Source organism: Candidatus Eisenbacteria bacterium (genome assembly GCA_026388185.1).
Classification (GTDB): domain Bacteria; phylum Eisenbacteria; class RBG-16-71-46; order JAFGJU01; family JAFGJU01; genus JAPLKG01.
The window spans coordinates 269,179-282,131 of record JAPLKG010000014.1; the positions used below are offsets into that span (position 1 = coordinate 269,179).

The 12,953-nt window shown below is 56.2% G+C and carries 9 protein-coding genes; 5 read left to right on the top strand and 4 right to left on the bottom strand.

Features of this window, described 5'->3' with window-relative positions; translation table 11 throughout:
- The first annotated feature begins 10 nt into the window (after window positions 1-10).
- From hypB to hypE, 5 genes are read left to right on the top strand one after another with little or no spacing between them, the layout of a single operon-like run.
- Window positions 11-679 (top strand): hydrogenase nickel incorporation protein HypB, encoded by a 669-nt coding sequence (gene hypB / locus NTX17_08665; protein MCX5801443.1) that lies wholly within the window; start codon window positions 11-13, stop codon window positions 677-679.
- The gene (gene hypF, locus NTX17_08670; GenBank protein ID MCX5801444.1) at window positions 666-3,113 is read left to right on the top strand and encodes a carbamoyltransferase HypF; all 2,448 of its coding nucleotides are present in this window, start codon (window positions 666-668) and stop codon (window positions 3,111-3,113) included. The genes hypB and hypF overlap by 14 nt, the downstream gene beginning before the upstream one ends.
- Before the next feature lie 6 nt (window positions 3,114-3,119).
- Entirely contained in the window at window positions 3,120-3,356 is a 237-nt protein-coding gene (locus NTX17_08675; protein ID MCX5801445.1) for a HypC/HybG/HupF family hydrogenase formation chaperone, read from the top strand.
- 14 nt (window positions 3,357-3,370) lie between these two features.
- Entirely contained in the window at window positions 3,371-4,477 is a 1,107-nt protein-coding gene (gene hypD, locus NTX17_08680; GenBank protein MCX5801446.1) for a hydrogenase formation protein HypD, read from the top strand.
- Between the two features lie 53 nt (window positions 4,478-4,530).
- Window positions 4,531-5,571, top strand: coding sequence for a hydrogenase expression/formation protein HypE (hypE, locus tag NTX17_08685; protein ID MCX5801447.1), 1,041 nt, complete (start codon window positions 4,531-4,533; stop codon window positions 5,569-5,571).
- A gap of 122 nt (window positions 5,572-5,693) precedes the next feature.
- Here hypE and NTX17_08690 read toward each other — a convergent pair whose 3' ends face one another.
- The 4 genes from NTX17_08690 to NTX17_08705 all read right to left on the bottom strand — a co-directional run bounded on the left by NTX17_08690 (window position 5,694) and on the right by NTX17_08705 (window position 12,847).
- On the bottom strand, window positions 5,694-6,176 hold the full coding sequence (locus tag NTX17_08690) for an adenosine-specific kinase (GenBank protein ID MCX5801448.1): 483 nt from the start codon (window positions 6,174-6,176) through the stop codon (window positions 5,694-5,696).
- 296 nt (window positions 6,177-6,472) lie between these two features.
- A complete protein-coding gene (locus tag NTX17_08695) occupies window positions 6,473-7,045 on the bottom strand; it encodes a DNRLRE domain-containing protein (GenBank protein ID MCX5801449.1) in 573 nt (190 codons plus the stop codon).
- Window positions 7,046-7,058: 13 nt separating this feature from the next.
- Complete coding sequence (locus NTX17_08700; GenBank protein ID MCX5801450.1) at window positions 7,059-11,117, bottom strand: right-handed parallel beta-helix repeat-containing protein; 4,059 nt, start codon at window positions 11,115-11,117, stop codon at window positions 7,059-7,061.
- Window positions 11,118-11,176: 59 nt separating this feature from the next.
- Complete coding sequence (locus NTX17_08705; protein ID MCX5801451.1) at window positions 11,177-12,847, bottom strand: hypothetical protein; 1,671 nt, start codon at window positions 12,845-12,847, stop codon at window positions 11,177-11,179.
- Window positions 12,848-12,953: the final 106 nt, after the last annotated feature.

The window sequence follows — 12,953 nt, forward strand, 5'->3', positions numbered from 1 at the left end:
GGGAGCACCAATGAAACAAGTGAAAGTACTGACGAAGATTCTTGCGGCAAACGACATGATAGCGGCGGAAAACCGTGCTCTACTCGACTCCCACGGTATCTGTTGCATCAACCTCATGAGCTCGCCGGGTGCGGGCAAGACCACCCTTCTCGAGAAGACCGCACAAATGGTTTCTGGTTCTATTTCGCTGGGAGCGGTGGAAGGCGACTGCGCTACTTCCTTGGATGGCGAGAGACTCAGCGCCGCGGGCATACCGACCGTTCAGGTAAACACCGGGGGTGGATGTCACCTGGACGCCGGGATGATAAAGAGCGCCCTGCGCGACCTCGATCTGGAGAAAACAGACCTTCTTTTCATAGAGAACGTAGGCAACCTGATATGTCCCTCTTCGTTCGATCTCGGGGAGCATCACAGAGCCGTAATGCTCAGTGTCGCCGAGGGTGACGACAAACCGCTCAAATACCCCGGCATGTTCATCAGTTGCGACGTGATGGTCCTCAGTAAGACGGACCTCGTAGATAAGTGTGATTTCGATCTCTCTGCCGGCAAGCAGAATGCCCTCAGAGTGAACCCGCGACTGAAAATCCTCGAGCTTTCGAGTCTGGAAGGCGCCGGAATGCGAGAGTGGACAGAGTTCTTGGAGAAACTGGTCGAGGAAAAGAGAGTTGAAAAGCGATAGGCGCGACGTTTCTCCTCACTCTTCTCTGCGCTACGAAGCGAAGATCCTGGGGCTTGTTCAAGGCGTGGGCTTCAGGCCACACGTGGCCAGGCTCGCCAGGGGACTTAATCTCACGGGCTTCGTCATCAACGACGGCACCGGCGTGTTCGTCGACATCGAAGGTCCGCAAGAGAGACTCGAACAGTTCTTCGTGCGGCTCGAGACGGAGGCTCCCCCACTTGCAAGAATCTCGACAATCGAGAGACATCGGAAGCAACCAGTCGGTCATCGATCTTTCTCCATTCGAGAGAGTCTGAGACCGTCTCAGAGATTTGCCCTAATCTCCCCCGACATTGCAACCTGCGAGGACTGTCTCGGGGAGTTCCGCGATTCTTCCGACAGACGTCACGGGTATCCCTTCACGAACTGCACCAACTGTGGTCCGCGGTTCACGATCGTGACCGACGTGCCCTACGACAGGGTTCGCACCACGATGCGAGATTTCAAGATGTGCGACGCCTGCCGCAGCGAGTACACCGACGAATCAGACCGTCGTTACCACGCGGAGCCTATCGCTTGCCCGACGTGCGGGCCGTCGATTCGACTCGTGACCAGGGCGGGGACGGCGGTGCTCGGAGAGCCGATCGCGGAGACCGTCGCACTGTTGAAGGAAGGCGCCATCGTTGCAGTCAAGGGCCTCGGTGGTTATCACCTGGCGTGTGACGCCAGGAACGCTCTGGCCGTCTCCACTTTGAGGAAGAGAAAGTGTCGAGAGGAAAAACCGCTGGCGATCATGGTTAGAGACATCGATGCGGCCAGGGCGATCTGTATGATGTCCGAGAAGGAGGAAACTCTTCTGACTTCGCCGCAAAGGCCGATTGTGTTGCTCCAGAAACGCGGAGACATTCTCGTCGCGGACGAGGTCGCTCCACGGAACAAGTACATGGGTGTGATGTTACCGTACACGCCCCTCCATCATCTTCTTCTCGAGGGAACGTCGCCACACGAGGTCTCGGCCCTTGTCATGACGAGCGGCAACCTCACGGACGAACCGCTCGCATACAAAGACGAAGAGGCCTTGGTGAGGCTGGGCGCCGTGGCCGACTATTTTCTCTTACACGACAGGGATATTGTCACGAGATGCGACGACTCTGTTGCAAAGATTCTTCAAGGCAAACCTCAGATGATTCGACGTTCCAGAGGATATGTGCCTGACGCGATTCACATGTCGTTCGCGGGGCGACAGCTTTTGGCAGTGGGAGCGGAGCTCAAGAACACTTTTTGTCTGGCGAAAGACGATCTTGCGTTTCTAGGCCATCACATAGGAGACCTCAAGAACTTGGAGGCCTACGAGGCCTTCAAGACAGGAATAGAGCATCTCAAACGACTACTCTTCATCGAGCCCGAACTCGTCGCTCACGATTTGCATCCCGACTACCTCTCGACTCGCTACGCCTTGGAGAGTGGCTTGCCATCGCTTGCCGTTCAACATCACCACGCGCACATCGCGAGTTGCATGGCGGAAAACGGGATAGGAACGAGAGTGATCGGTCTTTCATTCGATGGAACGGGCTACGGTCCAGACGGTACGGTGTGGGGTGGCGAGTTTCTAGTTGCAGATTTCGAGACGTTCGAGAGACTGGCGCATTTTGCGGCGGTGGAGCTGCCTGGAGGAGAGGCCGCCATAAACGAGCCATGGCGCATGGCCGTGAGCTATCTTCATGCCACCTTCGGGGAGAAGTTGGCGAGAATGAACATCCCCGTCGTTGAGAGAATCGGGGACGATAAGACTAACGCCATTGTTCGTATGATTGAGCGAGGGGTGAATTCACCGCTGACTTCCAGCTCGGGAAGACTCTTTGATGCAGTCTCATCGCTTGTCGGCCTCAGGGATTTTGTTTCCTTTGAGGGCCAGGCGGCGATGGAGCTCGAAATGGTGGCTTCGGACAAGCCCTGTTTGGAGCCCTATCCGTACAGGATTGTGGAGCGAGCCAAGCCGTCGCTTCCAGACGTCGCCGGCAAGGCGACACCCACCTGGATACTGGACCTGAGCGCGATGATAGAATTCATCTGCGAAGACGTCAGGAAAGGGGAAGCCACCTCAGACATTTCGAGAAGATTCCACGAGACTCTTTCTCGTGCGACTACGGAAATGTGTTGTCTCATTCGAACGAAGACCTCTATCAAAGATGTTTGCTTGAGCGGTGGCGTGTTCCAAAATGCCCTTCTTTCCACCCTCCTGGTCGACTCGCTGGATAAGGCGGGATTCAAAGTGTATCTTCACTCTCTGGTACCCCCTAACGACGGCGGGATAGCGTTGGGCCAGGCGGCCATCGCTTCTTTTGCTGCTCGCACGCAGGTGACTGGTGCGCAGGCCGAGCCGGCGGACGCGATTGACGATGCTGCTCGCCGGACAGACGGGGCTCGTGATAATGCCGCCAGAACTAAGGAGTGACAAACGATGTGTCTAGCCGTCCCGGCCAAGGTTGTGGAACTCCGCGGAGACACGGCGACGATCGACATGGAAGGTGTTCGCAGAGAAGTCAGTGTGCTGCTTGTTCCGGACATCAAGGCCGGCGAGTATGTAATCGTTCACGCCGGCTTTGCGATCGGGAAGCTTGACGAACACGAGGCGCTCGAGAGTCTGAAGCTAATCCGGCAGGTGCTTGGGTCTGGAGAAGAAGGGGTGGGCGGCTAGAAGAGGGGTGCAGAGTGGCACGATTCACAGAAGAGTTCGAAAACCCCGAAGACGCGCGATTGCTGTTGAGTGAGATAAAGAGTCTCGCTCGATCCTCCCGCAAGAAAGAAATCCGATTCATGGAGGTGTGCGGTACCCACACGGTTGCGATATTCCGTTACGGGATCAGGGAGCTTGTTCCGAAGAACATTCACCTTCTCTCTGGTCCCGGCTGTCCGGTTTGTGTCACACCCAATTCCTCCATCGACCAGTTCATAGAACTCAGCCGAATGCCAGGCGTGATTGGCGCGGTTTTCGGCGACATGATGCGCGTCCCGGGAAGCGATTCCAGCCTCGAGATCGAAAAAGCCGGAGGAGCGGACGTCAGAGTAGTTTACTCAGGTCTTGATGCGCTCAAGGTGGCCAGGGACAATCCTGACAAACAAGTCGTGTTCTTTGCCGTGGGATTCGAGACGACCGCTCCCACCATAGCCGCAACCGTGCTTATTGCCGCGAGAGACGGAGTCGAAAACTTCTTCGTGCTTCCGGCGAACAAGCTTATTCCTCCTGCCATCAGAGCCGTGCTTGACACGGAAGACCTGGTGCTCGACGGCCTCATATGCCCCGGTCACGTCAGCACGATCATAGGCTCTAGAGTCTATGAGTTCATTCCTTCCCGGTACGGAATAGGTGCCGTTGTGACGGGGTTTCAGTCGACCGACATTCTTTTCGCGATCTCTCTTCTCCTCCGGCAAATCGTGGAGGGCAAACCGCGCGTTCAAACCCAGTACTCCAGGTTGGTGAGCGACGACGGAAATCCTGCGGCGCTCAAGATCATGAACCGAGTGTTCGAGCCCTGCGACTCTTCCTGGCGGGGGCTGGGTTCGATTCCCCAGAGCGGGCTCAATCTTCGCCCGGAGTTTGTAAGGTTTGATTTCTCTAACAGACTCGACGCCACCGTTCTCAAATCGAAAGAACCTGAGGGCTGTCTTTGCGGTGAAGTGCTCCGCGGCAAGAAGGAACCCGTTGATTGCCCGCTCTTCGGCAGCTCGTGTACCCCCGAGGCTCCAGTGGGAGCCTGCATGGTGACGACCGAGGGTACGTGTCAGGCCTACTATCGTTACAGGGGGAGAGTACGTTGAGGAAGGACCGGAATCGCGAAGAGGGTGATGGCCGGACGCTGGACGAGAGCGGGGTGGAGAGGCAGACCCGAAAAAGGGAAGGCAAGAGCGCCGGTTTCATCACGCTTGCTCACGGAAGCGGGGGGAAGGCCGCGCATGAGCTGATCACCCGTTTTTTTCTTCCGTATTTTGACAATCCTATCCTGCGCGCCATGGATGATCAGGGGGTTTTCGAAACGGAGAAGGGAAGGCTCGCCCTCACGACGGATACGTACGTTGTGGACCCTCTCTTTTTCCGCGGTGGAGACATCGGAAGGTTGGCGATATGCGGTACTGTGAATGACTTGGCCGTGTGCGGCGCCAGGCCTCTCTACCTGAGTGCGGGCTTTGTCATGGAAGAGGGTTTCCCCCTCGAGAAACTCGACAGGATCCTCTCGTCAATGAAGGAAGCCGCAGAGGAAGCCGGGGTGGCAGTCATCACCGCAGACACCAAGGTAGTCGAAAGGGGTGCGTGCGACGGGCTTTTCATCAACACGTCCGGCGTTGGAGTAGTGCCCGCCGGCGTCGAAATCTCTTCCAGGTTTGTTGAGAGCGGCGATGCCGTGTTGGTGAGCGGGGCCATCGGTGAACACGGGATTGCCATCATTAGCGAAAGGGAAGGGATCAGTTTTGAAACCGACGTCGCCAGCGATTGCGCGCCTTTGTCGGAGATGGTCGGCGCAATTCTGGCGCGTGGTCTCAGGCCTCACGCTATGAGAGACCCCACGCGCGGCGGTCTTGCCACCACTTTGAACGAAATCGCAATGGCTTCCGGCGTCGAGATCGAGATAGAAGAGACCCTGGTTCCCGTCACCGTTCCGGTGAAGAGCGCGTGTGACCTACTCGGGTTTGACCCTCTGTACGTTGCCAACGAAGGAAAGCTCGTGGCGTTCGTTCCGGAAAGTGAGGCTCACGAAACGCTCGACGTGATGAGGCGGAACAAGTACGGAAAGAATGCTGCCATGATCGGCAGAGTCGTTTCAAGGGGGGAACCCCGCGTCTACATGAAGACCAGGATCGGCGGGCGGCGCTTCGTGGACATGCTTGTCGGCGAGCAGTTCCCGCGTATTTGCTGAGAACGCCACCGATCTGTAGACACGCTTGGCGGCGAGAAATATCCGTACAGTCGTCTTAGACACCGTGGGCGGCGTGCCTCATGTGGTGAGTGAGTAGGGGCGACCGCGTGCTGCGCGAAGGCCTACAACTTGTACCCTATCTTCCTCAAGAAGTCTTTTCTATCTCTCGCGTCATCCTCTGACTCTATGCCCTTGGGCCTTGAACCATCAACTACCCCGAGGATGGCTCTGCCCAAGTCCGTCTCGGCGACAATCACTTCAACGGGATTGGCCGTTGCGCAGAATATGCCGCACACTTCAACACAGCTCTTGACGGCCTGTAGAACGTTGATTGGGAATGCTCCCTTCATCACGATGAAGAAGCAGTGGCCGGCTCCGATACTCAGGGCATTTCGCGCGGCAACTAACTTGAGATCGTGATCGTTACCCTCCACCCTGACGAGACAAGGTTCGGACGCCTCACAAAATGCCACGCCGAACTTGATCGTCGGAGCGGAATTTATCAAGGCTTCGTAGAGATCCTCTGCAGACTTTATGAAATGAGTCTGCCCTATTATGACGTTGGCGTCTTCGGGCGTCTCTATTTTTACCTGCTTCAGTTCCATTACAATCATCACCTCTCTCGTGTGATACGTCCACGTGATACGTCCGCCCGCAAGGGGAGAGTGGCCGGGCAACCCTCTCAGAAATCGAGGATATTAGGCTTGCCACGCGAAGTCAAGTCGCAGAGAGATCGTATGTGCCATCGGGCCGCCCAAAACCGGCAAGGATGTCCCCCGACATCTAGCCCGCCAAGATGGAGAAGAAAGGGGGCGGCCCCTGGCGAAGCCGCCCCCAGAAACATCACGTATCGTCGCTACGGCCTGAGCTGACAATTGTCGCCGGTCGTTGCTAGCCTGTCCTACTCACGACTCGATTCGGCCATCGCAGCCGTATCCTGCTTGTCCGAATACAAGACCCGGAGCCTCGGCGCTCCCTGCGACCTGTCAGCCGAAAACACCCCGCTGAAAGGCTCCGACACCTTAACAACTATACCGAAGTTGCTCGAAGGCTCAGCCAACCACCCAGCTACAAAATCCGTCACGTCCAGATACACGGTCTCACCGTCGCCGGTTGGTGCAACCCAGTCCGCAGACGCACCGTCATCCCAGTCACCTCCAGCCTTGGCCCAAGGCTCACTCCAACCCACGCTCACGGCATCCCACGCCGTAGTCACACGAAACGCCTCAAGTGACACTACGCCAGCCTCACCGCTACTGCTCACATCAAACGACACGCAGGCAAAGTCCACCACCTTCCCCTCCAACTCCTCCGGTAACGCAAACTCTACCAAGAAACGCGTGTCCCCAGACCCTTCAGAGGAACTAATCGCAGCCACGTCAGCAGCGTCCACGAAAAGCTCTTTCGCCCCCACTGACGTGATAGACACTGCAAGAAGCAGTAAGAAGAACGGCAACATGACTCTCGTCTTCATATTCTCACCTCACTTACTTCAAGACCACAAGCTTCTTGGTCACACGCTGCCTCCCTATCACCGCCTCGTACACGTACACCCCGGAGGCTACGCTTCTATTGTCTTCTCCTCTCCCGTCCCAACTCACCGTATGCACCCCTTGAAGCTCGCGGCCTTCTACCAATGTCTTCACAAGACGCCCTGATACGTCAAAAACCCGCACAAGCACGTGCGTGCCGTCCTCAGGCACCCCGTACTCTATCGTCGTCACCGGATTCATCGGGTTCGGATAGTTCTGAACGGCGTAGCCGGCGGCCGGTGTGGCAAGAGTTCGCCCCGGCATTCTCAACGCAAACGGCATACCAGGATCCTGCGTGAGAAACGGTACCCAGTCCACCTTCCCGTAAAAGAGCATCAGGAAATACGGATCGTCGGTCCCCCACCAGTTATACTCCGCCTTCACGCTGTCCGCCGTCCTGTTCATAACCCAGTAGCGACCCACAAGCTGACTGTCAGTGAAGATCCGATTCACCCCAGAGTCAGGCTGCGCTCCCATGTCCGCATGCGCACTGTTCTTCACAACAACACCAAAATACGTGTAGTCGGTGATGCTGTTCCTCTTAATCCCCACCTCCGCGCTTCCCTCTACGCTTATGCCAACTGTCCCGTTGTCCGCAAACACGTTCCGCTCCACTTGAAGATCGGAGCTACCGTAAACCTTCATCCCGGCAAGTACGTTCTCGATTCTGTTGTACGAAACCGATCCAGAAGTGATACCTGAGCTCTTGATCCCGTAGCGCAGACCCGAGGATGAGCCGGTTATCACGTTGTGGTTCACGTCTACCACCAGGCAACTCAGTAGCTCAATGCCACTCACTCCGGTGCTACCAACGTCCAAAGTGTCGTAGCTGAGATACACGTCAGACTTGGAGATCTTGATCCCGTCGTTCGTGAAGTCCCTAAACACTCCGTGAGCCACCGTGAGACTTTCATACTCCGCCCGAAGCCCATTCTGGAAGCCGGAAACGAAGACGTTCTCCACTGTGGTCCTACCCCTCACGGTCTCACTCACGCCGACCAGATCGATGCCGCACTCTCCGCCTCCCGCACTGCACCTAACACTGTCACCGACGAGCGTGTCAGCCAGGCAGTACTGCACGTAGATCCCGGTTGTTCCCGCGCCAGTCATGTCAAAACTCGACCCCTTCACCGAACACGTGCACGCAAGAGCCCCAAAGAACTGAAGACCCGTGTTTGAGATATCCAGTAAGCGGCATCCATCGGCATACAGGTCCGTGTATGCACAGCGGAGCCCATACTCGTGGTCCGACACGGTCACGCTGTCAAGACACAGCCCCACTGTCTCCATCACCCCGTAGCCCTTTATCCCGCACGTCAGACTATCTGCATCGCCGGAAATGGTCGTGGTACTGATGGAACCATGAGAACCCTGAGAAAGAAAAACCCCAACACTGTTCTTCCGAGAGACCCCGATGTCGCTACCCACGATCTCGAATAATGAGCTTTCTCCGGATGCATTAAGACCATATTCCTCGCATCCCACCATTGAACAGTCGGTAAGATACGCGCTCGAAGCTTCGCCAGGCATATTGACACCGCATCTCGGATGTCCTGCTATTGAGAAGTTATTGAGATGGGCGATCGCCCCTTGCCCCATCTCTACTCCCGCCTCTACGTTCTCGCCTTCGAGGCTAGTGTTAGTGACCTCGAGCACGCCGTCTACGCCAGTGAGGTCAATCCCGTAGTCTCCATCACCGCTTACCGTACAGTTCTCCAGTCTCACTTCCGCGTAGTCTCCCACGCGCACCCCGGTGTTGAGATCACAATTATCCAGAGTCAACGTCCCGTAGTCCGTTGCACGCACCCCGGTGTCGCTGTTGAAGCTTTCCAGAATGCTGTTCGAAGCCACTAACTCGCTCCCCACGCCTATGACGTCAATAACGTGCTCCGCACAACTAGTGATCCAACAACTGTCGAGTGCAACACTCCCGCTATCGCTCACGATCACTCCCACGTCTCCATACTTGAGCGAACAGCACTTCATCTCCAGGTTCCCACTGCAATATATCCCTGCCCAGTCCCCAGGCTCTGGACTCTGCGCAGCCGGCACAAACCTGATAGGTTCGCCCGGGCTACCAACCGCATTCAGATCACCCGCCACTCGAAGGCTGCACGCCTCCGCAATGCTCACGTACGTGCCGGGCTCAACAGCCAAGTCTGCACTCGCTTCAACTGTTACGTTTCCATTGACACGAATTGTGTCCATCCAGATAAAGTCGCCCGAAATAGAGCCATGAGTCCAATACGGCACCACCTCGTAGGCATATCTGTAGTCCCACTCACTGTAATCATCCCCGCTCGGGTCGGGATCCCGGCCCGTTAGGCCCAGGATCACCAAGGCAGCCTTCACCGAGTCGCCGAACTCTTCCACCGCAATGTTCACCTGCCCGCTACCAGCAGGCACATCAAGCTTCTTGACGTCAATCACGTCCTCCCCAGACTGAAACACGTGCTCCGCCGAGGAATAGGTGATGACAGATACCTGAAGCCTCTGCCCATACGGACCAAGCGGGAGCACGTCGTCCTGGCCTTCGGGTTGCCGCACAAAAACCTTGAGACTACAGGGACCGTCTGATCCGCTCTGAAAGTTGTACGTCGACTTAAACAGAATATAGTCGGCGCCCCAGGCACGTAGTGTGATGCTCGTATCAGCCGCTGGTGGCCCCGTCCATAGCGAATCGCTAGGATGACGGTATTGCGTAACCCATGCCCCACGATTAACCCACGTGCTGTCCAGCACATGCTCGTTCGGCAGAACCCCCGAGTTCGGAGCTCCAAGATCGATGTCTCTGAATAGACCCAGATCCTGGTAGGGACTAAAACCACGACCAAAACCAAGCGTAACCGAATCGCCGGGAGCAATTCTTGTCGTGTCATCCAGTGCCTTAGCTATGGACCAATCCTGGAACAGAGCACAGAGTTTGCCCATACGCGTGCTATCCCCAGGAGCCAGCTTCGTGTGCCACGGCTTTGTAGGATCAATCAAGACTTCGCCGAGCTGGTACATACCCCGATCCGCAGTGTAAGACTGAGTAACTGCTCTCAACCACTGATAGAGAAGATCGTCCTCATAACTCGACTCGTCAGTGTTGAATTGCTGCAATAGATAGACTGCAAACAACCTCCACATCCCGTACGGATTAAGGGCATCGTAGCCCTGCCCAAGAAGGCTTTGGCCACACGGAAGGTCGTACTGGAGCTGCCACAAGTAGCTGCTGTCCGGCGCCACGCCAGAAAGATACTCCGCTGCCGTTGAGAAGAACTCGTTCGGCCAGCCTGTGCTCTGCATGCCTGTATTTGAGCGAAAACACATGTGCTGGTACTCATGATTAAACCTCAGATTGCAGGCCCTGCCTGACTTGTACCAATTGGGATTCCCCGCGTCTAACCCGTAGGGGCCATCGTAACCCTGAAGGCTGTTAAAGTGGTAGGCTGTGATCGTGCTTGTACTGTCCTCGTCCCAGTCCCAGAAACCTGATGGATACAGTCCAACACACGTGGTCCAATCACCCGGCAACTCGGCCTCGTTACCGGCAAGATAAAAGTCAACGTGGTTCTCCTCTGATGAGTCGGGATAGCCGAGATTGAAAAGGACGTTCGACGGATCCTCCCCGGGCCGCTGGCCATACGGATAATCCGGCCGCGCAAAATAGTTGTAGATGAGTGCAAAATCGTGATAGGGTAGACCGAATTCATTATCCCACAGTCCGTCAAGCTCCCAGAGTAAATCATCCACTGCCTGCTCCGTGTCTCCCACTACTGCTCCGATCCTCGACAGAACCACAGGTGAAAGCAGAAGATTGAAGTCATACTGGATCCGTTCCTCGCTCGAATGGTGATACGGAGCGAAGTTGAATGTCGTATCTATTGTTGCTTCGCTAGACTGAGGACCCGCCGGGAAGGTGATCCCGGTACCGTGTCCTCCAATAGCCAGGAGACTCGGAGGAAAAAGAAGGAAAATCGCGACAACAAGCAGAAACAAAGCAAATATCAGTGCACCTCGCCTGTACATGACTGCCCCCTCCTGTCAGCGCGCGACCTGTCAGCTATAACAATCGATGTGAAAACCTGTCAGCGCAATACAACTAACTTCTGGACGCCACCTCTGGCACGCCCTCCTGCCAAGAAACGAGCAAAGTAGACCCCGGGTCTCACCTCCTTACCCTTCTCGTCCCTTCCGTCCCACAATACCTCTCCCTCTCCCCCAGGACACTCTATGCGCCTCACTAACCTCCCGGATATATCCATAACCTCGAACTCCGCCTCTCTCCTGGCCCCCGCGTAATAACCCAACATGAAACCCACACCTGACGGATTGGGCCTCACTCCAATAAAACCTGCTCTCGTACCTCCCTCACACGGCTTCACCAACACCGGTCCCGCTTCCTCGCACAACTCCACAAAAGGCGACTCTACGTCCAACCAGTATCGATACCTCCTGCCCAACTCCACCGTGCTGTCTACAAAACTCTCAACGTCCACCAATGGCTCTACCGTGTACACCAGCTCCCTCTCCCCCTCTGCATCAGGCTCTCCACAACCACCTGCGTCTGCACGATACACCTCGAACCTCACCTGCCCCCGACAGCTCCACTCAACCACCACCCGCTCTCCCTCTACACGAGCGCTGAAACCCTTGACCCACGGCTCGTACAGAAAATCATCAGAATACCGAGCCCAAATGTCATAGTCGCTCCCACTGGGACCACCGCTCCGCCTCCACACTACCCACACCCTACCTCCTCCTACACCCACGTCCGGCCACCCATCTAGTGCCACAAGCTCGCTGTCAGGCTCCGTCACCAACTCCTCCCCCTTCCACCAGCAACCCGACCAACGGCTTATGTACACGTCCCCACGATACACGTTGTTATGATCTTCCCTCGGCCACACTACTACAGGCCCACCGTCCACAGTGCCGCTCATCATGGGCTTGTAGTCCCACTCACTCGGAACTGCGTGAGGTAACGGTATGGGACCGCTGATACTCCAGCCCTCACCATCCCAAAAAGCTCCACGAATATCGGAAGTGCTGTCAAGGTACACTATCCAGGGGCCCTCACCGCCGCTGAAACATATCGAAGGACCACGGCCCTTAATGGAGAGAAGGGACTCCGACCAACCTGTGTCACCCCGATAGATGCAGTGAAGCGTATCTATATAGTCCATCGCTTGCCATACAACCCAAGGTACACCTGCGTCAAACACCGCTATGTCTGGATACCCGTCCTGAATCTCCGGATGATCTATGTGCTCCAATGATGACCATATCCCATCCACACGACTGCGGAAGAAGAGATCGTAGTCATACTTCGTCCCCCTCTTCACAGGGGTGCTTATCACCCCCCAAACCAACATCGTGTCCACGCACGCCATCTCATAGATCTGTCCTTCCCCGCCTCCCGCATACAGCGTCTCGGGCTCACACCAGCCTGCACCGGCCCAGTGCGTCGTCAACACGTCACAGTAAGGCGACGTCCCTCCTCGATACCGCTCCCAAATCACCCACGGAATGCCATCTCCCCCAATCGACGCTCCCCCCAACCATGCATCCTTCTGCACATTGTCCGGGTGCACCCTCTCCTCGGGCGTCCAACCATCCCCTGTCCAACGAGAGTACATAATCTCAAAATCACCCTGACTAGCGTCAATACCCATCCAAAACACCCAAGCCGTCCCCACACTGTCAACTACCACCCTTACGCTCAAGTCGTCAGAGGTATCCTCCACATTAACCTGCATCTCAGGACTCCACATGGCTGCAAAAACGGAAGATGCTGTTGAAAGGAGAAAAGCGCAAGACAGAACAGAGGTTGTCAAGAGCAGTACTGTGCGGTCGAGCAGATGT